Genomic DNA, 22,474 nt, shown 5'->3' on the forward strand with positions numbered 1-22,474 from the left:
GCGCCCCTACTGCCTACCCTGTCTTTATGGCCGGGCGTGGAGACCCTCCAGAAGGGACACCCGAGGGCGTTCCGGGGGGCGAAGATGAGTACCGTTCAACCGTTTTCGACGAATCCTTCGTGCGGGCTGCCCATCTTCAGGAGTTCTCCGCCCATGAGCGCATGGCGGACCATGAGCACCCCGTGCGCAGCCGGCCCGGGCGGACGGAGAAGAACTCCCCAGGAATACCGTCCATATCGTTCAAGCAGAGCTTGGTGCTGTTTGTACTGATCGTGCTCGCCTTCGGCACCGCGATCTTCATCGGTATGCGCAATCCGTACCAGGAACCGGCGCCACCGCGCGCACAGCCGCTGCGCTCCACCGTCATCCCGCTCGTGCCACGCGGCACGGTGCCCGGGGCGGAGCCCGATGATCTCTTCCAGCACAGCCCCGCGGCTGAATTCCGCAGCGGAGCGGAGGGAGTGACGCTGCCCTCCCCCCAGCGCACCGAGCACTTCTCGGACGGCCAGGTGATGGCCGCGCTCACCACCGCCAAGACCTATGTCGTCGAGTCCTCCCTCGACCCGGAGGTGCTCACCGGCGGTGCGATACGCCCGGTGCGTGAGCTCCTTGACCCCGACCAGTATGAGCAGTTCGACCGCAGTATGCGGAAACCGGTGGCGGACGGCCGGCACGCGGCGACCGGTTGGCTGGTGCGGTTCGACCCGGAGAAGGTGGCCCTCGCCGACCCCAGGATGCGGGTGCGCGGCACCCTCACGGCCACGGAGGTGAGCAAGGACGCCCTGGAGGTCACCGCCGACCATGTCATCGTCTACGCCCTGCGGTCCGCTGAGGGCGGCGACCGGGCGAAGGCGTCGCTGTTCACCGTCCGTCGCGAGGTGCGGATGCGGTTCACACGGGATGATCTGCGCGACCGGCGGCTCGCGCTGGAGCAGGCCGCGACGCAGGCCGGACCGCTGCCCTGCGCGGCCGGTACATATGAACGGCTGTACCCGCTGCTGGCCGGTGAGAACGCCAGCACGGACCGCTCGGCCGGTACGGACCCGTACGCCCAGGGACGGACCACCACCTCGCTGTGCGGGGTGCTGGCGGGGACCGCCCAGCCGAGCCTGCCGGGCTAGCTACTTCTCCTCGGTGCCACCGGTGCCGCCGGTGCCGCCGCTGCCACCGCTGTCACCGGTCCCGCCGCTGCCTTCCGTGCCACCGGTGCCACCGGTGCCGTTGGCCTTACGGCCGCCGCCGGTCGCGAAGTCGCGCAGCTTGCCGCCCAAGTCCCCGGCGCCGCCCGCGAGATCGCGGACCAGACCCATCAGCGGATCCTTGCTGGACCTCATGGAGTCGGCGTAGTGGTTCGCGGACTCCCGGAAGGAGTCGCTGACCGAGGTCCCCCCGTCCTCATCGCGTTTGGCATAGTGGCCGTCCATCAGCCGCTGGAAGTCACGGCTGGCCGCCCACCTCTTCAGCTCGGCGGCGCGGACCGCGGTGAACGGGTGGCTGCGCGGCAGCACATTGAGGATCTTCAGCACGGAGTCGCGCAGATCCCCGCCCGCCTCGTACTCCTCGGCCTGCGCCAGGAACGCGTCGACGTTCATCTCATGCAGATGGTTACCGCCAGCGATCTTCATCAGCCCGCGCATCGACGCTTCAAGGTTCTGTCCGACCAGCAGCCCGGCGCGGTCCGCCGACAGCTCGGACTTACGGAACCACTCGCGCAGCGCGGTCACCAGGGCCATGATCGCTACATTGCCCAGCGGGATCCAGGCCACCTTGACCGCGATGCTGGTGAGGAAGAGGAGGATCGTGCGGTAGACCGCGTGCCCGGACAGCGCGTGCCCGGCCTCATGGCCGACGATCGCCCGCATTTCCTCGTCATCGAGCAGCTCAACGAGCCCGGTCGTCACCACGATGATCGGCTCGTCCAGACCGATACACATGGCGTTCGGCTGCGGGTCCTGGGTGACGTACATTGGCGGCGTCTTCTCCAGATCCAGGATCTGGCAGGCGTCCCGCAGCATGTCGTTCAGATGCGCGAACTGCTGGTCGCTCACCCGCACCGAATCGGAGAGGAAGAGCAGCCGCAGACTGCGCTCCGGCAGCATGCCGCTGAGGGTCTTGAAGACCGTGTCGAAGCCGGTCAGCTTGCGCAGCGCGATCAGTGCGGACCGGTCGGCCGGATGCTCGTACGCACGGGATGAAATCCCCGGGAAACGCCGCCGGTCACGTCCGGGCAGATGCTGGGTGTTGCCATTGCTGTCGCTCATTTGGTCCCCTTACGGGTCTTAGCGGCCCGTCCCCCATGGCTGCCTTCGTGGCTGTGCGTCCAGCCTACGGGGTGGGCACGCCGAGCCACAGGAACCCGGTCCGCTTACGATGTGCTCAACTTCCTGCCCGATCGCATCCTGGATAGGTCCGTAAACGATGACTATCGCCAGCTCCGTGCACTCTCTCGCTCTGCTTGCCCAAGGCGGTGAGCACGGTGGCCAGCACGACAGCCTCAACCCGTACGTCATTGGCGGCGGCGGTCTGCTGGGTCTGCTCCTGCTGCTGTGGATCACTACTCGCTTCAACCGGGACCGTTAGGGTCGGCACGCATGGGAGAGCGCACAGTGGCCGGATCCAGCAAGCGGCGGCTCGGTGTCATGGGCGGGACCTTCGACCCGATCCACCATGGCCACCTGGTCGCCGCGAGCGAGGTCGCGGCGCGGTTCCACCTCGATGAGGTGATCTTCGTGCCGACCGGGCAGCCGTGGCAGAAGAGCCACAAGACGGTGTCCCCGGCCGAGGACCGTTATCTGATGACGGTCATCGCGACCGCGTCCAACCCGCAGTTCTCGGTGAGCCGTATCGATATCGACCGCGGCGGCAAGACCTACACCATCGACACCCTGCGGGAGCTGCACGCGGAGCACCCGGACGCGGATCTCTTCTTCATCACCGGCGCTGACGCGCTCGCGCAGATCCTGACCTGGCGGGACGCGGCGGAGCTGTTCTCGCTCGCTCACTTCATCGGTGTGACCCGCCCGGGCCACCACCTTGCCGACCCGGGACTCCCGGACGGCGGGGTGTCCCTGGTCGAGGTGCCCGCGCTGGCGATCTCCTCCTCGGACTGCCGGACGCGTGTGGCCAACGGGGATCCGGTCTGGTATCTGGTGCCGGACGGTGTGGTGCGCTACATCAACAAGCGCAAGCTGTACCGGGACGTTCAGGCGCAGAGGGGCTAGAGGGGCGGCAGTCGTGAACGACCGACAGGATCCGTACGGGGAGCAGCAGTTCTACGGCTACGACGAGTACGGCCGGCCGATCTACCACGACCTACAGGCGACCCAGCAGACATACGACCCATACGCGGGTCAGCCGGTGTATGACCCTTATGCGACGCAAACCGGTCAACAGCAGCCGATACGGCAGGATTACGGCCACGACCAGTATGGGTACGAGCCCTACGCCCAGCAGCCACAGCAGGCTCAGCAGAACTGGGTTCCGCAGCAGCCGCAGTACGAGGACTACGGGCCCCAACAGTCGCAACAGCCGCAGCAAACCCAGCAAACCCAGCAGCCCTCCGTCCCGGAGCCGCGCCAGGCCACGCAGGAGCCCGAGGACTACCGGACCGAGCAGTTCTCGTTCATCGAGGAGAAGGACGAAGAATCCGAAGACGTCATCGACTGGCTCAAGTTCAGCGAAAGCCGCACCGAACGGCGCGAAGAAGCCAAGCGGCGCGGCCGGAACCGGATCATCGCCCTCATCGTGGCTCTGACCCTCGCGCTGGTGGGCGGTGTCGGCTACCTCTGGTACGCGGGCAAGCTCCCCGGAATGCCGAGTGACGACGGTCCGGCGGTGGCCGCTGACAGCGCCGAGAAGCGCGATGTGATCGTCGTCCATCTGCGCCAGCTCGGCAGTGGCGACACCTCCACCGCGCTGCTCGTCAACAACGAAACCGCAGGACGCGCCACCACCGTCCTGCTGCCGAACTCACTGGCCCTCTCCAGCGATGAGGGCACCACCACGCTGGGCAAGTCCTTCAAGTCCCAGGGCGCGGGCGCCACCCGGGACGCCCTGGACACCCTGCTCGGTTCCGACATCAAGGGCACCTGGCGGCTGGACACCCCTTATCTGGAGAATCTGGTCCAGCTGGTCAGCGGCATCACGGTCGACGCGGACACCACCGTGCCGGGCGCCAAGGAGGGCGACAAGCCGCTGGTGCACAAGGGCTCCGCCCGCGAAATGAACGGCCAGACCGCCGTCGCCTACGCCACCTACCGGGCTGCCGGTGAGCCGCAGACCAAGCAGCTCGCCCGCTTCGGGCAGGTCCTGCAGGCCACCTTGAAGAAACTGCCCAAGGACGCGGAAGCGGCGACCAGCACGGTGCAGAATCTCGGTCAGATCCCCGATCCCTCCCTCTCCGACTCACAGCTGGGCTCGGCTCTCGCGCTGCTCGCGGAGTACGCCGGAAAGGGCGCCTACGAGACCGAGCTGCTGCCCGTCGAGGCGAACGGCACGCTGAGCGACAAGACCGCCGAGGGCCTGGTCAAGAAGGTGCTGGGCGGCACCGTCAAGAACTCCGACCCGGACGCGGCCCTGCGGGTCCGTGTGAAGAACGCCACTGGCACCCGGAGCGCCGCCGACACGGCCCGCGCGGCGCTGGCCAACGGCGGCTACACCGTGGTCTCCACCGGCGCGGCCGATGCCGCGGTAGCCACCAGCACCGTGACATATAAGGATGAGGCGGACGCGAAGAAGGCGCAGGAGGTCGCCAAGACCCTGGGCCTGTCCCCACGGGCGGCCAGGAAGGGCGAAGGCGCGGCCAACGCCGATGTGACGGTGGTGCTGGGCAAGGACTACAAGGGTTGACCGGGCCGTCGGCCGGTCGTGAGACCCTGGGTGCGTATTCGACCGCTAACCGAAAGCTCTGCCTGTGACCGCCACGGACCGCTCCACTGAGCTGATCAACGCCGCCGCCCAGGCGGCTGCCGACAAGCTCGCGCACGACATCGTCGCGTATGACGTAAGCGATGTGCTCGCCATCACCGACGCCTTTTTGCTGGCCTCCGCACCCAATGACCGTCAGGTCAAGTCGATCGTCGACGGGATCGAGGAGCGGCTGCTGAAGGAGCTGGGCGCCAAGCCGGTCCGCCGCGAAGGCGAGCGCGACGGCCGCTGGGTCCTGCTGGACTACGTCGATATCGTCGTGCACGTCCAGCACAGCGAGGAGCGGGTCTTCTACGCGCTGGAGCGGCTGTGGAAGGACTGCCCGCAGTTCGAGCTGCCGGCGGACGCGAAGGCGACCCAGGGCAAGGCCGCCGGGGCTGGGGCGGGGACTGCTGAGGCCGCTGAGTCCGCTGAGACCACCGAGACCACGCAGGACGGTGAGCCCCGGTGAAGATCCGTGGGCGCAAGATCGTCCTATGGCGCCACGGCCAGACCTCCTGGAACCTTGAGCGCCGTTTTCAGGGCTCCACGGATATTGCGCTGACCCCGGAAGGTCTCAATCAGGCACGCCGGTCGGCCCGGCTGCTGGCCGGGCTCAAGCCGCACGTGATCATCTCCTCCGACCTGGCCCGGGCCCGGGCCACTGCCGCCGAGCTCTCGGCCATCACCGGTCTGACCGTCACCCACGATGAGGCGCTGCGTGAGACGTACGCGGGCAAGTGGCAGGGCCTGACGCATGACGAGATCATCGAGCGCTTCGGGGAGCAGTACGCCGCATGGAAGCGCGGTGAGCCCGTACGCCGGGGTGGGGGTGAGCTGGAGACGGAGGTCGCCGACCGCGCGGCCCCGGTCGTGGAGGGCACCCTGGAGAAGCTGCCCGACGGCGGCACCCTCGTCGTCGTGAGCCACGGCGGCACCATCCGCACCACCATTGGCCGCCTTCTGGGCCTGCACCCAGGCACCTGGGAGGCGCTGGGCGGCCTCTCCAACTGCTGCTGGTCCGTGCTGGGCGAGAGCGTCCGTGGCTGGCGGTTGCTGGAGCACAACGCGGGCACCCTGCCCGAGCCCGTCCTCGGCGACGACGACTGAGCGGATTTCTCATCCGGGCAGGTCACCGGGTAGAGTTCTCATCGTTCGCGGCACGGCGGAGGAGATCTCGGCAGGGCTGAGAACGCGGGGCTATAGCTCAGTTGGTAGAGCGCTTGCATGGCATGCAAGAGGTCAGGAGTTCAATTCTCCTTAGCTCCACACCGCTCCGCACTCTGATCCCGTCCCTCTCGTGGGGGCGGGATTTTTGTATGGCACCTGAGCACCGGCGCTCCGGCCTCCCGGTCTCTGGGGGGAACATGGCAGAATCGGACCACCGGAGAGGGGGTCGGGGCGAACGGGAGGAACGCTGCGGTGCGGACGCGCATCCACGGGCAGATCGAGAACCGGCTCGGTACCGAGCGGCACCCCCTCCCAACCGGCCTGCGGTGTCCCGCCTGTGGATCGGCGCATGTCGCTCAGGTGCTGGGGGACAACGGAGGGGTTTCCTACGTGTGCACGGCCTGTGGCCATAGCTGGAGCTGATACGGACTGATGGGTGCACACAGCAGGAAGTGCGACTGGTGCGGCAGCGGCACCCCGATCGTCCGCGATATGGAGCCGGTCAACGCCAGCTATCAGTACTGGTGCGTGGAGTGCGCACGGGCGCTGATCATAAAAGGCGACCCCATCGAGACGTACCGCGAGCTGGAGGGTGAGCCGATCTACGGCCGGCTGCTCGATGAGCACTGCACCCTCAAGCGGTTCTACTCTTTCGTCACCGCCTGAGCAGCCGTTTGGCAAAGCCGGGTGGGGTCCGTGTACAGTAGGCGACGCCGCCGCAGGGACGCCCTGCGGAGGACCAGACCCGGGGCTATAGCTCAGTTGGTAGAGCGCTTGCATGGCATGCAAGAGGTCAGGAGTTCGATTCTCCTTAGCTCCACAAAGGCCAGAGGCGATGTGTGTCCGCGCAGAGCGCGGAGCATGTCGCCTTCGCTGTTTCCGCGAGGCTTCGCCTCGCGCCCTCCCGGCTCCGTGCGGGTGCCACGGGCCCTTGCGGTACTCTGACCGCATGCGTGCTGTACGCCTTCTGCTTAGCGAGCCGCGCTGATCGACCCCGGCCCCGGCCCGCCGGGGCCGGAATCGGCGCGGCGTCCCCTCCTGTGTGAGGGGCCCTTTTGTTTTACAGGGCTTGTTGCCGCAGGCAGAGACGACCGATGGAGCTTTGAGGACATGAGCGAGACCATGACCGCCGTGGAGAACGCGGCCCCGCATCGCTATACGGCGGCCCTGGCCGCCGACATCGAGGCACGCTGGCAGGACTTCTGGGACAAGCACGGCACCTACGAGGCGCCCAATCCCAGCGGTGAGCTGAGCGGCGACGCGGAGCTGGCCGCCAAGCCCAAGCAGTTCATCATGGACATGTTCCCCTACCCCTCGGGTGCGGGGCTGCATGTGGGCCACCCACTGGGCTATATCGCCACCGATGTCTTCGCCCGCTTCCAGCGGATGACCGGCCACAACGTGCTGCACGCCCTGGGTTTCGACGCCTTCGGGCTGCCCGCCGAGCAGTACGCGGTACAGACCGGCACCCATCCGCGGGTCTCCACCGAGGCCAACATCGTCAATATGAAGGTCCAGCTGCGGCGGCTGGGCCTGGGCCACGACAAGCGCCGGTCGTTCGCGACGATCGACCCGGACTACTACAAGTGGACCCAGTGGATCTTCCTGCAGATCTTCAACTCCTGGTACGACGAGGAGGCGAAGAAGGCCCGGCCGATCGACGAGCTGGTCAAGCAGTTCGAGTCAGGCGAGCGGGACACCCCGGACGGCCACGCGGCGTGGAGCGAGCTGAACGCCGCCGAGCGCGCGGATCTGCTGGGCGACTACCGGCTGGCGTACGCCTCCGACGCCCCGGTCAACTGGTGCCCGGGGCTGGGTACCGTGCTGGCCAATGAGGAGGTCACCGCCGAGGGCCGTTCCGAGCGCGGCAACTTCCCGGTCTTCAAGGCCAAGCTGCGCCAGTGGAACATGCGCATCACCGCTTACGCCGAGCGGCTGCTGAAGGACCTGGACGAGCTGGACTGGCCCGAGGCGATCAAGCTGCAACAGCGCAACTGGATCGGTCGCTCCGAGGGCGCCCGGGTGGACTTCCCCGTCGACGGGGACAGCGGCGAGAAGATCACCGTCTTCACCACCCGCCCGGACACCCTGTTCGGCGCGACCTATATGGTGCTGGCCCCCGAGCATCCGCTGGTGGACGCCATCGTTCCGGAGGCCTGGCCCGCCGACACCCGTGAGGTGTGGACCGGTGGCCACCGTGGCCCGGCCAAGGCGGTCGAGGAGTACCGCGCACAGGCGGCGGCCAAGTCGGATGTCGAGCGGCAGGCCGAGGCCAAGGACAAGACCGGTGTCTTCACCGGCGCGTATGCCACCAACCCGGTCAGCGGCGAGCAGATTCCGGTCTTTATCGCCGACTATGTGCTGATGGGCTACGGCACCGGCGCGATCATGGCCGTACCCGGCCAGGACGAGCGCGACTGGGAGTTCGCTACGGTCTTCGAGCTGCCCATCATCCGTACGGTCCAGCCGCCCGAAGGCTGGCAGGGCGAGGCGTACACCGGCGAGGGACCGGCGATCAACTCCGCCAACGACGAGGTCGACCTGAATGGGCTGGACGTCCCGGAGGCCAAGCGGCGCATCATCGCCTATCTGGAAGAGCGCGGCATCGGCGAGGGCACCGTCAACTACCGGCTGCGCGACTGGCTGTTCAGCCGCCAGCGCTACTGGGGCGAGCCCTTCCCGATCGTCTACGACGAGGACGGCATCGCCCACCCACTGCCCGAGTCCATGCTGCCGCTGGAGCTGCCCGAGGTCGAGGACTACTCGCCGCGCACCTTCGACCCGGACGACGCCGACACCGAGCCGGAGACCCCGCTGTCCCGGAACGAGGACTGGGTCAACGTCACCCTGGACCTGGGCGACGGCGCCGGCCCGCGACCGTACCGCCGCGAGACCAACACCATGCCCAACTGGGCCGGTTCCTGCTGGTACGAGCTGCGCTATCTGGACCCGCACAACAGCGAGCGGCTGGTCGACCCGGACATCGAGCGGTACTGGATGGGCCCGCGCGAGGGCATGCCGCACGGCGGCGTCGATCTGTACGTCGGCGGCGCCGAGCACGCGGTGCTGCATCTGCTGTACGCCCGCTTCTGGTCCAAGGTGCTGTACGACCTGGGCCATGTCTCCTCGGCCGAGCCGTTCCACAAGCTGTTCAACCAGGGCATGATCCAGGCCTATGTCTACCGGGACAGCCGTGGGTTCCCGGTCCCCGCCGCCGAGGTCGAGGAGCGGGACGGCGCGTACTTCTACGCGGGCGAGAAGGTCAAGCGCGAGCTGGGCAAGATGGGCAAGTCCCTGAAGAACGCCGTCACACCCGATGAGATCTGCGTGGACTACGGCGCGGACACCCTGCGGCTGTACGAGATGGCGATGGGCCCGCTGGACGTATCGCGCCCCTGGGACACCCGGGCGGTCGTCGGCCAGTACCGGCTGCTGCAGCGGCTGTGGCGCAATGTCGTCGACGAGGCGACCGGCGAGGTCACCGCCGTGGACACCGAGCCGGACGAGGCTTCCCTGCGGGCGCTGCACAAGGCGATCGACGGGGTCCGCCAGGACATGGCCGGGCTGCGCTTCAACACCGCCATCGCCAAGATCACTGAGCTGAACAACCACGCCACGAAGCTGTCCGTGGTGCCGCGTACGGTCGCCGAAGGCCTCGTCCTGCTGATCGCGCCGCTGGCCCCGCATATCGCCGAGGAGCTGTGGCGCAGGCTGGGCCACCAGGACTCCGTGGTGCACCGGGACTTCCCGGCGGCCGACCCGGCGTATCTGGTCGATGAGACGGTGACCTGTGTCGTCCAGATCAAGGGCAAGGTCAGGGCCCGGCTGGAGGTGCCCCCGTCGATCTCGGAGGCCGATCTGGAGGCCCAGGCGCTGGCCGACCCCGCGATCGTGGCCGCGCTGGACGGCGCGGGCATCCGTAAGGTGATCGTCCGGGCGCCGAAGCTGGTGAACGTCGTCCCGGCAGCACCGGCGTGAGGCGACCCCTACGGGATCGCTGAGGGGGTGGTCCGGGTCCCGTCAGGGCCCGGACCGCCCCTTTCCGACTAGGCTGAGAGAGTCGGTTCCGGACGGACGGAGGCGCTCGGAATGGAGATCGCTGCGGTGCTGGTGGGCCTGCTCTTCCTGCTCTTCGTCACCTTGGGCGTGGTCGCCGCGGTGAAGGCCGTACGGGCCGTGGGGCGCGGTGTGGAGCGGGCGGGCCTGGAGGTGCGCCGGAGCATCGACGGGACCGCGCTCAAGGCGAAGTCCGCCCAGCCGGGGCCGGTCGGCCAGGTGGCCCGTGCCCGGCTGGAGCTGCGGTCGTCCATCGACAGCACCCGGCGCGAGCTGGCGGCCGCCGCCGTCCACGATCCCTCGCTGAGCGAGGCCATGGGGCTGCTTGACCGGCTGCACGACCACGCCCGGGTGGTCGACCGTGAGCTGGGCGCGCTGATGGACCGGGAGCCCGACAAGGCCCGGATCGCCGCCCGGCTGCCCGAGGTTCAGGAGCGCGTCGCGGGCATCAAGCAGTCCGCGGACTCCCTGCGGCACGCCGCGCAGGACCGCGCCCAGCGGTATGACGCGGAGGAGCTGGCCGCGCTGCGTGAGCAGATCGAGATCGAGTCCGGTGCGCTACGGCACTGGACACCGCCCCAGCCCGAGCTCCCCGACTCCCCCAAGAACCACCCCCGCAAGGCGCCCTGACCCCCCGGCTGTACCGATACGCGGCTCCGGGGCGCGGCGGGGCCTTGCCACCGGCTGCGGGGGTGCCGTGGGTGGGTGTCCCGTGTCCCGCCCCTTCCCGGCTGTACCGATACGCGGCTCCGCCGCACGGCGGGCTCCACCCCCGGCTGCGGGGATGCCGAGGTGGCTTCCCCATATCCCGCCCCTTCCCGTAACCGGGGCTCCGCCCCGGGGCCCCGGGGGTGGCCGGGTGCGGGCCAGTGGCCGGTGTTGTGGCCCACCAAGCGTCGCGAGCTCCGCCCCGGGGTTAGCCGGAGCGTTGTGGCTGGTGTGCGTGGGCGGTTGCGTAGCAGGGTGGACCCACGCCCCTCGCGGGCTGCGCGTGCCCACAACACGCGGCGGGGGTCTGGGGGCGGCAGCCCCCGGTTTCGGGAAGGGGTGGGTCAGGGGAGGACAACCCACCCGCAGGCGATCGCCCCGCCCCGTAATCCAGTAACCTCCGCTGCATGCACCGTCACGTCGCGATCGTCACCGACTCCACGGCCTACCTGCCACCGACGGCGCTGCGTGAGCACCGCATCACCTCCGTGCCGCTGACCGTGGTGCTCGGCAACGAGGCCCTGGAGGAGGGCACCGAGATCTCCGCCCGCTCACTGGCCGAGGCGCTGCGGAAACACCGCGCGGTCACCACCTCCCGGCCCAGCCCGGAAACCTTCGCGGCGGCGTATCGCGAGGTCGCCGCGGCGGGCGCGGACGGAATCGTCTCACTGCACCTCTCCGCGGAGTTCTCCGGCACCTATGACGCGGCGGTGCTCGCCGCCCAGGACGCCCCCGTGCCGGTACGCGTCGTGGACACCGGCATGGTCGCCATGGCGCTCGGCTTCTGCGCCCTGGCCGCGGCGCAGACGGCCGCGGCGGGCGGCTCGCTGGACGAAGCGGTGGCGGCGGCGGAGAAGCGAGCCGAGGGCACCTCGGCCTTCTTCTACGTCGACACCCTCGACTACCTCCGCCGGGGCGGCCGGATCGGCGCGGCCCAGGCGCTGCTCGGCTCGGCACTGGCCGTAAAGCCCCTGCTGGAACTGGCCGACGGCCGCATCGGCATGCTGGAGAAGGTCCGCACCGCCACCAAGGCCATCGCCCGGCTCGAAGAGCTCGCGGTCGCCCGCGCGGGTGAGTCCGCGGTCGATATCGCCGTCCACCACCTCGCCGCCCCCGACCGCGCGGACCACCTCGCGGACCGTCTCCGCGAGCGCGTTCCCGGCCTGGCCGACCTCCATGTCAGCGAGGTCGGTGCGGTCATCGGTGCCCATACGGGCCCAGGGCTGCTGGGCGCGGTGGTATCACCGCGCTGAGGCCCCGTACGGCTTCCCGAGTTGTCCACAACTCCCGAGTTCTCCACCGGAATTCACCAAGATCACCACAGGGGACGGAATCTCCCTATCGTCGGTGGGCATGAACTCCCGCTCACGCACCGATACCACCGGCCCCGGCCGTGCGCGGCGTACCCGCCGCGCCGCCGCCACGGACCGGGCTCAGTTGCGCGTCGCCCGGGCCACAGCGTTGTTCACGGAGCCGCCACCCGTGCGGATTCCCCGCCGCCCGTCGCTCAATGGCCCCGGTGCGGGCCGCCGCCGAGTGCTGCGGCGGCGGCCTGACGGGGGCGATGCGCTGTTGTCCCGGGAAGCGGCCATCGCCGCAGCCCGCGCGGCGATCCGGCACAGCCGTACCGGCCCGTCACCAGCCGTCGGCCGAACACCGCCTGCGGCCCCGCAGAAGACCCAGAAGGCGCAGCCCCACCGTCCACCGGACCTACCAGCCCCAACAACCCCAACAGCCAGAGAAGCCTCCCCGCCGCCCAGCGAAGACGCCGCTACCGAGCCGACCAGTCGCCAGCCCGGACGGATCTGGCTCGCCGTGCGGGAGCGGCTGCCGCTGTGGCTGCAGCTGCGCTGCGGGGTGGCGCCCAGGACACTGGCAGCCCTCGTCGTGGTGCTGGTGGTGGCCGCCGGATTCGCCGCGCACCAGCTGTGGAGCGGACGGCCCCAGACCGTATCGGCACCGGCACCTACGTCGGCACCAGCACCGACTCCGCAGCCGTCGCCCGGACCGCCACCACAGAGCCAGCAGCAGCTGATGGTGGATGTCGCGGGGAAGGTGCGTAAGCCCGGTGTGCACCGGCTGCCGCGCGGCGCCCGGGTCGCGGACGCGCTGAAGGCCGCGGGCGGGCTTCAGCCCGGCACCGGCACCGACGGCCTCAACCGGGCCCGGGTGCTCGCCGACGGGGAGCAGATCGTGGTGGGGCAGGAGCCCCAAACCAGCGCCGACGGCACGTCCCCCGGCGGCAGTAGCGGTGGCAACGGCAACGGCATGGTCAGTCTGAACTCCGCCACCGCCGAACAGCTGGAGACCCTGCCTGGCATCGGCCCCGTACTGGCCCAGAGCATCGTCGACTTCCGCACCCAGCACGGCGGCTTCTCCTCGGTCGACCAGCTCCGGGAGGTCAGGGGCATTGGCGATCGCCGGTTCGCCGATCTCCAGCCCCGCGTCAGCCCATGACACCACCGCGCCCGGCCGTACACGCGGCGGCCGGAAACCGGCTGGGAGCATCGCACCCGCGTCAGGAAGGCCCTCCCGATCTGCGGCTGGTCCCACCCGCGGTGGCGGCCTGGAGCGCGGCGGCGCTCGCGCTCGGTACGAGCGGGCACGCCGTAGCGGTCGGCGTAGCCGTCTGCTGCCTGGCGGCAGCAGGGCTGTTCGTCGCTGCCCGCCGGAAGCGGACCGACAGCGTGCGGGTAGCTACCGCCATGGCGCTGCTGTGCGCCGCCGCCGGAGGCGCCGTCGCGGGCCTGCACACCGCGGCGGTGCGCGACGGACCGCTGCCCAAGCTGGCTGAGCGGCAGACGCACGCCACAGTGGAGGTGACGCTCACCAAGGACCCACGGCTGGCCCGGCCCCGGGCCGGTGCGGCCGGTGCGCCCCGGCCCGTCGTCCTGGCGGCCGAGGCCACCCGCGTCACCACCGCCGACGGCCGGGAAACGGCCATCCGCAGCCCCGTTCTGGTCATCTCCCCGGTCCAAGAGCCCCACGCCTGGCTGTCGTTACTGCCCTCCACCCAGCTCCGGCTGTCGGCCCGTCTCACCCCACCCCTCGACGACCAGGGCGGGGACCTCACGGCGGTGCTGCGTGTCACCGGCTCCGGACCACCGGAGGTGATCGCCCCGCCGACCGGGCCGCATCGCCTCGCGGGCCACCTGCGGGCCGCCCTGCGGGAGGCCACCGACGGGCTGCCGGGCGACGCCCGCGCCATGCTCCCCGCCCTGGTCGTCGGCGATACCTCCCGCATCCCGCCGGAGCTCCGGGAGGCCGTGCAGGCCACCGATATGACGCACATGATCGTCGTCAGCGGTGCCCATCTCGGCATCGTGCTCGCCGTGCTCATCGGCACTCCCGGGACCGCCTCCCGCGCCGAGCGCGGCGGTCTCGCCGCCCGGCTCGGGGTGCCGCTGCGCACCACCGCCGTGCTGGGCGGCGGGCTCGTTCTCGGCTTCATCGTGCTGTGCCGCCCGGGGCCCAGCGTGCTGCGCGCCTCGGTCTGCGGCGGCATCGCCCTGCTCGCCATCGCCACCGGCCGCCGCCGCTCCCTGCTGCCCGCCCTCGCGGCCGCCGCGCTGCTGCTCATCCTCTACGACCCCACCCTTGCCCGGTCGTATGGATTCCTGCTCTCCGTGCTGGCCACCGGGGCACTGCTCCTCCTCGCCCCGCGCTGGAGCCTGGCCCTGCGGCGTCGCGGGGTGCCGCTCCGGCTCGCCGAGGCGCTGGCGGCCGCGGCCGCCGCCCAGGTGGTGTGTGCCCCCGTGGTCGCCGTCTTCGCGGCCCGGGTCAGCCTGGTGGCCATCCCCTGCAATCTCCTGGCCCAACTGGCCTTCGCCCCAGCCACCTTGCTGGGCTGGGGTGCTCTGGCCACCGCACCGGTCGCCATGCCTCTGGCCACCGCGCTGGCCTGGCTGGCAAGCTGGCCCGCCCGCTGGATCGCCACCATCGCCCGCACCGGCGCGGCCCTGCCCGGCGCCCAACTCGACTGGCCCGGCGGCTGGTTGGGTGCGGCACTGCTGGCCGCCCTCACTCTGCTCCTGCTACTGCTCGCCCGCCGAGCACTACGCAACCCCTGGCTCGCAGCGGCCTGTGCCCTGCTGCTCCTGCTCGCCGTACTCCGCCCGGCCCCGCTCCACCGGGCCATCACCGGCTGGCCACCGCCCAACTGGCGGATCGTGGCCTGCGATGTGGGCCAGGGCGACGGCCTGGTGCTCGCCGCAGACCCCGGTACGGCCCTGGTCATCGACACCGGCCCCGACCCGGCCGCCATGGATGCCTGTCTACGGGAGCTGGACGTCCGCCGCATCCCACTCCTGATCCTCACCCACTTCCACGCCGACCATGTCGCGGGCCTGCCCGGGGCGTTGAAGGGACGCGCGGTCGGTGCCATCCAGACGTCCACCGTCCGGGACACCCCGGGACAGGCGGAGTTCGTGGACCGTACCGCCGAGGAAGCCGGAATCCCGGTTGCCCCCGCCATACCCGGCGAGCGCCGCCGTATCGGCCCAGAGCTCAGCTGGGAGGTGTTATGGCCTCCGGAGCGGCCAGCCGGATACGGCTCCAACGACTCCAGCGTCACCCTGCTCCTGCGGACCGCCGGCCTCACCGTCTTCCTGCCGGGCGACCTCGAACCCCCAGCCCAGCAACGCCTCCTGGCCGAGCACCCACAACTCCCCCAGGTGGATGTCCTCAAAGTCCCCCACCACGGCTCCGCCTACCAGCACCCACCCCTGCTGGCCCAACTGAACCCCCGCCTAGCCCTCATCTCCGCAGGCGCAGACAACTCCTACGGCCACCCGGCACCAGCCACAGTCACCGCCCTACGCGCCACCGGCACCACCGTGCTGCGCACCGACACCGACGGCGCACTGGCCATCACCAGTAAGAACGGCGAGCTACGCCACACCAGCCGCCTCGCGGAAGAACGTTCCTGACTACCCCTGAGAAAGCAGCCATCGGCGCCGTCGGCTGCCCTGTGTGCTCCCCGTCGGCAGCACGCAGAACCGGACACCTTCTCAGTGCCCCCACCCTGTTGTGGGGGGTGGGGGTCTGGGGGCGTAGTCCCCAGTTTCGGGAAGGGGAGGGATCGGGGAACACCTACCGACGGACCGAGCCCGGCCCCGTTCAAAAAGGGTGGACGCCTACGGGAGCGGCAGGCGGTGGGCCGTAGCCTTCGGCGATGCGCTGGTGGTAGGTCTCCCGGCCGATGACCTCAAGGCCGACGATCTCCCAGGGCGGGAGCTTCGCCGAGGCCCGGTGCTCGCCCCACAGCCGCAGCGCGACCGCGGCCGCGTCATGCAGGTCGCGGGCCTCTTCCCAGTAGCGGATCTCGGCGTGGTCATTGGCGTAGCGGCTGGTCAGCAGGAAAGGGTGATCGTGGGCGAGCTGTTCAAGCGCGCGGCGGACCTCGCCCAGCGGCGCCTCAGTGCCGGAGACGCTGAGAGTGATGTGCCAGAGCCGGGACGCCTCGCGCTCCTGGCTCGGCGACCCGGTCCGCTGGACATTCCCCTCGCTTCGCTGGGGAGACCCCACCTCGACGCTGGCCAGTCGTCTCACCGGCGGCCTCCTGTGTGGTGCTGACGTCGTGTGCCAAAACAAAGTTGACCAGCCCGAGGGCGGCCGCGTGGCCGTTTTACGGAACGTGTCCGTTGAAAGGCTGCACTTTTACCGATCTCGCACACCTTTGACGATCGTCAGGAAGGCTTTATGAGTGCAGCAGCACGAGATCGTCCCGGTGCACGATCTCGCGTTCATACGCGGGACCGAGCTCCCGGGCCAGCTCCCGGGTGGAGCGGCCGAGGAGCTGGGGGATCTCCTTGGCGTCAAAGTTGACCAGCCCACGGGCGACGGCCCGGCCAGTCGTATCACGCAGCTCGACCGGGTCGCCTGCGGAGAAGTCGCCCTCCACCCGCTCGATCCCGGCGGGCAGCAGTGAGGTGCGCCGCTCGATCACGGCCTCGACGGCGCCGTCATCAAGGATGAGCGCGCCCCGCGGGGTCGAGGCATGGGCGAGCCAGAGCAGCCGGTCGGCGGAGCGGCGCCCGGTTCGGTGGAAGTAGGTGCCGGTGGGGCGTCCGGCGAGGGCGTCAGCGGCGTGTACGGCCGAGGTGAGCACCACCGGTACCCCGGCTCCGGTGGCGATCCGGGCCGCGTCCACCTTGGTGACCATGCCACCGGTGCCCAGCCCGGCGTGGCCCACGCTGCCGATGGACACACCCGCCAGATCCTTGGGGCCCCGGATCTCGGGGATCAGCCGGGTGCCCGGGGTGCTGGGGTCGCCGTCATACAGGCCGTCCACATCGGAGAGCAGGATGAGCAGATCGGCCCGTACGAGATGGGCGACGAGAGCGGCCAGCCGGTCGTTGTCGCCGAAGCGAATCTCATCGGTGGCGACGGTGTCGTTCTCGTTGACGATCGGCACGGCGCCCATGGCCAGCAGCTGGTCCAGGGTGCGGTAGGCGTTGCGGTAGTGGCCCCGGCGGCTGGTGTCATCGGAGGTGAGCAGCACCTGCCCGACCCGACGGCCGTGCCGGGCGAAGGACGCCGTGTAACGGGCGACCAGCAGCCCCTGGCCCACGCTGGCGGCGGCCTGCTGCCGCGCCAGGTCACGGGGCCGCCTGGCCAGACCGAGCGGCGCGAGCCCGGCGGCGATGGCGCCGGAGGAGACCAGAACGAGCTCCTTCTCCCCGTACTTGGCCAGCACATCGACGAGGGCGTCCACCCGATCCGCGTCGAGCCCCCCTGCGGCAGTGGTCAGCGAGGACGACCCCACCTTGACCACAACCCTGCGAGCGCCCTCGACCTCACGCCGAAGCCCGCCCCCACGCCCCTGCCCTGCCGCTGTCACCTGTACCCCTGCCTGCTGTGTGCTCCGGATGCCAGTCCGAAATCTACGTGAGCCATCGCTGTGTGCGCGCGGCCGGTCCGTCCGCTGGGCTGCGCGGCCCGCCCGACTCACCACCCTCGTCAGTACCTTTAGCTCTATTTTGTCGCGTGAAAGATCACTGGGAATTGTCACCTCCACGTCCTTCGTCATACGGTCAGGGGTTACCTGGCCATCCCCCCTGGCCATCCCCCCATCCGTTCTCCTGCCAGGAGTACAGCCCGTGCCATTCGCCGGACTCGTATCCCGACGCGTAGGACAGCTGTCCGCGCTGCTCGCGATGCTGGTGTTCTTCTCAGCCCAGCTCGCGGGTGCGCTGCTGCCCTATGCCCCGTTGTTCATCACCGCCTCAGCGGCGGGACTCGCACTCGATCTTTATCTGCACCACAAGCAGCCGGGGCTTCTCGCCCTGCTGAGCAGAGTGCGCTTCGATGTGCCGACTCGCCAGCTGCTGCGTGACATGCTCCTGGTAATCGGCCTGGTCCAGATGCCGGGCATCGACCCGCTGGAGGAGACGCCGCTCGTCCTCGCACTGCTCGGTGCCTACGCAGCGCACTTCGCCTGCCAGGCCATCGCGGTCCTGGTACGCCGCAACCGCACGCTCCCGATCCTCACCCGCAATATCGACGCCTCGGTGCTGCGGCTCTCCGCCGCTCCCCCACGCATCCTGGCCCGGCAGCCCAGCCGACGGCTGCTGCACTTCATGATCCCGGCGACCACCGGTCTGCTGGCCACCGCCGGTACGACCGACATGGTCTGGGGCGCCATCGGCGTATCGCTCTCCCTGCTGCTGTTCTTCGGCGGTGCCCTCCATGTCGCCACCTGGCTGCTGCCCGGGAAACGCATCGCCAGTGAGCGGCAGGTACTGGCCTGGCTGGACTCCTGGCTGGCGGAGTACAAGCCGACGGTCGCGATGTACTTCTCCGGCGGCACGACCTCCGCGTACCAGGCGAACATGTGGCTCTCCACCCTCGCCGAGCTGGACGGCAAGCCGCTGATCGTGCTGCGTGAGCGCTTTATGATGCAGAAGATCGACGCGACCGATGTCCCGATCGTGTGCATCCCCAAGGTCGCGAACCTGATGGCCCTGGAGCACTCCTCGCTGAAGATGATGCTGCACCCGGCGAACTCCGGTAAGACCTCTCAGGTGCTGCGCATCCCCTCCATCAAGCACACCTTCATCAACCATGGCGAGAGCGACAAGCTCTCCTCCTGCAACCCCTACGCCAAGGCCTACGACCAGGTGTGGGTCGCGGGCCCGGCGGCCCGTGAGCGCTACCAGCTCGCCGATATCGGCGTGGACGACCGCGATGTGGTCGAGGTGGGCCGCCCGCAGCTGGCGCCCATCAAGCCGTACGCGGGGCCGCCCTCGGGTCCGTATACGACCGTGCTCTACGCCCCCACCTGGGAGGGCTGGACCGACGACCCGGGCAATACCTCGGTCATCCTGGCCGGAGAGAACATCGTGCGTGAGCTGCTCGCCGACCCGGAGGTCCGGCTGCTGTACAAGCCGCACCCGATGACCGGCTCCGTCGATCCGCGGGCCGGCCGCGCCAATGCGCGCATCCGGGCGATGATCACCGAGGCCAACGCCGAACGCGCCGCCGATCCCGGCCGCACCCGGCCCGGCGCGGCGGCGGAGGCCGAGCTGGCCCACCGCACCAGGATCCTGGATGAACTGGCCACCTCCGCCTTCCGGAGGAGCGCCGACGACGTGGAGCGGATGATGCTCCAGTCAACACCGGACAGCGAGCGGGCGGCGGCCGTGGCGGCCGCGCAGACGGCCTGGGAGGAGGCCTACTGGGCGTCTCTCCCGGAGTGGGAGCACCAGATCATCACCCATGTCCGGCCGGGCATCTACCCCTGCTTCAATGCGGCCGATCTGCTGATCAGCGATGTCTCCAGCGTTGTCTCGGACTACCTGAAGAGCGAGAAGCCGTACGCCGTGGTGAATACCAGCGGGCTGTCCGAGGAGGACTTCAGGGCCGGTTTCCCGACGGTGCGCGCGGCGACGATCCTGACCCCGAAGGCCGATGGCGTTCCGGCGCTGCTGGAGTCGGTCCGGGACCCGGGGAAGGACGCCCTCGCAACCGCCCGGGGCGAGCTCCGGGTGCATCTGCTGGGCCCCTCCGACCCCCCGTCGATCGTCCGTTTCAACGAGGCCGCCAGGGACCTGTGCGCCCAGGCCGATGAGCGCCGCACGCGGATGGCGCACCGGGTCACCGGGATCCCCAGCCAGCGGGAGCAGGACGAGGCCGCGGCCGAGGCGGCGGCGGGCGCCGAGGACAGTGGCGCCGAGGACGCCGAGGATTCGGTCACCGCGTAGCGGTCGTCCACCGTGTAACGGCTGTCCACCGCGTAACGGCTGTCGACGCGAACGGCCCTGGGAGGCATTGCCTCCCAGGGCCGTTTGTCCGCGCGCTCGCTCAGATTGTCCGCGCGCTCGCTCAGATCCGCTGGCTCACCTGAATCCGCGGCTCACTTGAATGGGTCGAAGTCGTCGTAGGCCTCCTGGGCCTCGTCCGCACGCTCCGCCTCGCGGTCCCGGCGGCGCTGGGCGGCCGGGCGGGGGGCCTCCATACGGTGGTCCTCGCCACGGCGGCCGAGCATCTCGGCGCCCGCCGCCATCGTGGGCTCCCAGTCGAAGACAACGGCGTCTTCGTCGCTGCCGATGGCCACGCCATCGCCCTCCCGGGCCCCGGCCTTCACCAGCTCCTCTTCGACACCGAGGCGGCTGAGCCGGTCGGCGAGATAACCCACGGCCTCGTCGTTGTTGAAGTCGGTCTGCCGCACCCAGCGCTCCGGCTTCTCGCCACGGACCCGGAACAGCCCCTCGGCCTCCTTGGTGACCGTGAAGCCCGCCTCATCGACGGCCTTGGGCCGGATGATGATCCGGGTAGCCTCGTCCTTGGGCTTGGCCGCCCGCGCCTCTTCCACGATCTTGGCGAGAGCGAAGGAGAGCTCCTTGAGGCCCTGCCGGGAGACGGCGGAGACCTCGAAGACCTGGTATCCGCGGGCCGCCAGATCGGGCCGGACCATATCGGCCAGCTCCTGGCCATCGGGGATGTCGACCTTGTTGAGGACGACCAGTCGCGGCCGGTTCTCAAGACCGCCGCCGTACTGGGCCAGCTCCTGCTCGATCATGTCGAGGTCAGAGGCCGGATCGCGGTCGGACTCCAGGGTCGCGCAGTCCAGGACATGGACGAGCACCGAGCAGCGCTCCACATGCCGCAGGAACTCCAGGCCCAGGCCCTTGCCCTCGCTGGCGCCCGGGATCAGCCCCGGGACATCCGCGACGGTGTAGACGGTGGAACCGGCCGTCACCACGCCGAGGTTGGGGACGAGGGTGGTGAAGGGGTAGTCGGCGATCTTCGGCTTGGCGGCCGACAGCACCGAGATCAGCGAGGACTTGCCCGCCGAGGGGTAGCCGACCAGCGCCACATCGGCGACGGTCTTCAGCTCCAGGACGATATCCCGGTCCTCGCCGGGCTCGCCCAGCAGCGCGAAGCCGGGTGCCTTGCGGCGGGCGGAGGCGAGTGCGGCGTTACCGAGGCCGCCACGGCCGCCCTGACCGGCGACAAAGGTGGTGCCCTGACCAACGAGGTCGGCGAGGACATCGCCCTTCTTGTCCAGGACGACGGTCCCGTCCGGGACGGGCAGGATCAGATCCTGGCCGTTGGCGCCCATCCGGTTGCCGCCCTCACCGGGCTTGCCGTTGGTGGCCTTGCGGTGCGGGCTGTGGTGGTAGTCGAGCAGGGTCGTCACATCCTGGTCGACCACCAGGATGACGTCGCCGCCACGGCCGCCGTTGCCGCCGTCGGGGCCGCCGAGCGGCTTGAACTTCTCCCGGTGTACGGAGGCGCAGCCGTGGCCACCGCTACCCGCGGCGATATGCAGCTCGACGCGGTCCACGAAGGTGGTCATGACGGGTGCCTCCCGGCTGGATCAAGGGGTACGGAGTTTTCGTTGTCACGGGTTGTCGTTGTGACGGGATAACGCGCCGAGGGCGGAGCCGCTTCCCCGTACGGCGCGTACGGGAGAGGCGGTCCGCCCTCGGAGATGGTGCTTGGTTCGTTCCTGCTGGGTGGCTGATTACTCAGCGACCGGAACGATGTTCACGACCTTACGGCCACGGCGGGTGCCGAACTGCACCGCACCGGCGTCCAGCGCGAACAGTGTGTCGTCGCCGCCACGGCCGACGCCCGCGCCCGGGTGGAAGTGGGTGCCACGCTGGCGGACCAGGATCTCACCGGCGTTGACGACCTGACCGCCGAAGCGCTTCACGCCGAGCCGCTGCGCGTTGGAGTCACGACCGTTCCGAGTGGACGATGCGCCCTTCTTGTGTGCCATCTCTCCTCAGTCCCTTACTTCTTCGCCGGGGCGGGGATGCCGGTGATCTTCAGCGCGGTGTGCAGCTGACGGTGGCCGATCCGCTTCTTGTAGCCGGTCTTGTTCTTGTACTTCTGGATGTCAATCTTGGCACCCTTGTGGTGGTCCACGACCTCAGCCTGGACCTTCACGCCGGCCAGCACCCACGGGTCGCTGGTGACGGCCTCGCCGTCGACGATGAGCAGGGTCGAGAGCTCGACGCTGTCGCCGACCTTGCTGGTGGAAATACGGTCAACCTCGATGACGTCGCCGACAGAAACCTTCTGCTGGCGTCCGCCGGTGCGCACGATCGCGTACACGCGGAACTCTCTCTCGCTCGTAGCTGGACTCCTGATGCCAGCCGCTCAGCGTGGACCGGAGTCCACGGCG

General features: G+C 69.7%; 19 protein-coding genes and 2 tRNA genes. 15 read left to right on the plus strand and 6 right to left on the minus strand.

Going from position 1 to position 22,474, the window contains the following annotated elements; translation table 11 throughout:
* Positions 1-26: 26 nt before the first annotated feature.
* Positions 27-1,121: an SCO2583 family membrane protein gene (locus test1122_RS06380; RefSeq protein WP_232268184.1), complete on the plus strand. Its 1,095-nt coding sequence runs from the start codon at positions 27-29 to the stop codon at positions 1,119-1,121.
* Here test1122_RS06380 and test1122_RS06385 read toward each other — a convergent pair whose 3' ends face one another.
* Complete coding sequence (locus tag test1122_RS06385; protein WP_232268185.1) at positions 1,122-2,261, minus strand: M48 family metallopeptidase; 1,140 nt, start codon at positions 2,259-2,261, stop codon at positions 1,122-1,124.
* A gap of 157 nt (positions 2,262-2,418) precedes the next feature.
* On the opposite strand from test1122_RS06385, the gene test1122_RS06390 reads away from it, so the two are divergent.
* From test1122_RS06390 to test1122_RS06450, 13 genes are all read left to right on the plus strand, one after another.
* Positions 2,419-2,580: a hypothetical protein gene (locus test1122_RS06390; protein WP_232268186.1), complete on the plus strand. Its 162-nt coding sequence runs from the start codon at positions 2,419-2,421 to the stop codon at positions 2,578-2,580.
* An 11-nt stretch (positions 2,581-2,591) separates the two neighbouring features.
* Complete coding sequence (gene nadD / locus test1122_RS06395) at positions 2,592-3,221, plus strand: nicotinate-nucleotide adenylyltransferase (RefSeq protein ID WP_232268187.1); 630 nt, start codon at positions 2,592-2,594, stop codon at positions 3,219-3,221.
* Positions 3,222-3,234: 13 nt separating this feature from the next.
* The gene (locus test1122_RS06400; RefSeq protein ID WP_232268188.1) at positions 3,235-4,848 is read left to right on the plus strand and encodes an LCP family protein; all 1,614 of its coding nucleotides are present in this window, start codon (positions 3,235-3,237) and stop codon (positions 4,846-4,848) included.
* Between the two features lie 64 nt (positions 4,849-4,912).
* Positions 4,913-5,377: a ribosome silencing factor gene (gene rsfS / locus test1122_RS06405; RefSeq protein WP_232268189.1), complete on the plus strand. Its 465-nt coding sequence runs from the start codon at positions 4,913-4,915 to the stop codon at positions 5,375-5,377.
* A gap of 2 nt (positions 5,378-5,379) precedes the next feature.
* Positions 5,380-6,015 (plus strand): histidine phosphatase family protein, encoded by a 636-nt coding sequence (locus test1122_RS06410; protein WP_232271788.1) that lies wholly within the window; start codon positions 5,380-5,382, stop codon positions 6,013-6,015.
* Between the two features lie 86 nt (positions 6,016-6,101).
* Positions 6,102-6,174 (plus strand) — tRNA-Ala (locus test1122_RS06415).
* A gap of 333 nt (positions 6,175-6,507) precedes the next feature.
* Positions 6,508-6,741, plus strand: coding sequence for a hypothetical protein (locus test1122_RS06420; protein WP_232268190.1), 234 nt, complete (start codon positions 6,508-6,510; stop codon positions 6,739-6,741).
* 81 nt (positions 6,742-6,822) lie between these two features.
* Positions 6,823-6,895 (plus strand) — tRNA-Ala (locus tag test1122_RS06425).
* A 290-nt stretch (positions 6,896-7,185) separates the two neighbouring features.
* A complete protein-coding gene (gene leuS, locus test1122_RS06430) occupies positions 7,186-10,053 on the plus strand; it encodes a leucine--tRNA ligase (RefSeq protein WP_232268191.1) in 2,868 nt (955 codons plus the stop codon).
* 111 nt (positions 10,054-10,164) lie between these two features.
* Complete coding sequence (locus tag test1122_RS06435; protein WP_232268192.1) at positions 10,165-10,761, plus strand: hypothetical protein; 597 nt, start codon at positions 10,165-10,167, stop codon at positions 10,759-10,761.
* Between the two features lie 485 nt (positions 10,762-11,246).
* The gene (locus test1122_RS06440) at positions 11,247-12,092 is read left to right on the plus strand and encodes a DegV family protein (protein ID WP_232268193.1); all 846 of its coding nucleotides are present in this window, start codon (positions 11,247-11,249) and stop codon (positions 12,090-12,092) included.
* 100 nt (positions 12,093-12,192) lie between these two features.
* The gene (locus tag test1122_RS06445; protein ID WP_232268194.1) at positions 12,193-13,296 is read left to right on the plus strand and encodes a ComEA family DNA-binding protein; all 1,104 of its coding nucleotides are present in this window, start codon (positions 12,193-12,195) and stop codon (positions 13,294-13,296) included.
* Entirely contained in the window at positions 13,293-15,767 is a 2,475-nt protein-coding gene (locus test1122_RS06450; RefSeq protein WP_232268195.1) for a ComEC/Rec2 family competence protein, read from the plus strand. The genes test1122_RS06445 and test1122_RS06450 overlap by 4 nt, the downstream gene beginning before the upstream one ends.
* A gap of 190 nt (positions 15,768-15,957) precedes the next feature.
* On the opposite strand, the gene test1122_RS06455 is transcribed toward test1122_RS06450, so the two are convergent.
* Entirely contained in the window at positions 15,958-16,365 is a 408-nt protein-coding gene (locus test1122_RS06455) for a hypothetical protein (protein ID WP_232271789.1), read from the minus strand.
* Between the two features lie 172 nt (positions 16,366-16,537).
* On the minus strand, positions 16,538-17,680 hold the full coding sequence (proB, locus tag test1122_RS06460) for a glutamate 5-kinase (RefSeq protein ID WP_232268196.1): 1,143 nt from the start codon (positions 17,678-17,680) through the stop codon (positions 16,538-16,540).
* Between the two features lie 259 nt (positions 17,681-17,939).
* Between proB and test1122_RS06465 the strand changes: the two genes are divergently transcribed.
* Positions 17,940-20,042: a hypothetical protein gene (locus tag test1122_RS06465; protein ID WP_232268197.1), complete on the plus strand. Its 2,103-nt coding sequence runs from the start codon at positions 17,940-17,942 to the stop codon at positions 20,040-20,042.
* A 152-nt stretch (positions 20,043-20,194) separates the two neighbouring features.
* On the opposite strand, the gene obgE is transcribed toward test1122_RS06465, so the two are convergent.
* The 3 genes from obgE to rplU form a co-directional block, all read right to left on the minus strand.
* Entirely contained in the window at positions 20,195-21,640 is a 1,446-nt protein-coding gene (gene obgE, locus test1122_RS06470) for a GTPase ObgE (protein ID WP_232268198.1), read from the minus strand.
* Between the two features lie 168 nt (positions 21,641-21,808).
* Entirely contained in the window at positions 21,809-22,066 is a 258-nt protein-coding gene (gene rpmA / locus test1122_RS06475; protein WP_232268199.1) for a 50S ribosomal protein L27, read from the minus strand.
* Positions 22,067-22,080: 14 nt separating this feature from the next.
* Positions 22,081-22,404, minus strand: a complete 324-nt coding sequence (gene rplU, locus test1122_RS06480; RefSeq protein WP_232268200.1) for a 50S ribosomal protein L21 — start codon at positions 22,402-22,404, stop codon at positions 22,081-22,083.
* Between the last annotated feature and the right edge of the window lie 70 nt (positions 22,405-22,474).

Origin of the sequence: Streptomyces gobiensis (assembly GCF_021216675.1) — a bacterium.
Classification (GTDB): Bacteria; Actinomycetota; Actinomycetes; order Streptomycetales; family Streptomycetaceae; genus Streptomyces; species Streptomyces gobiensis.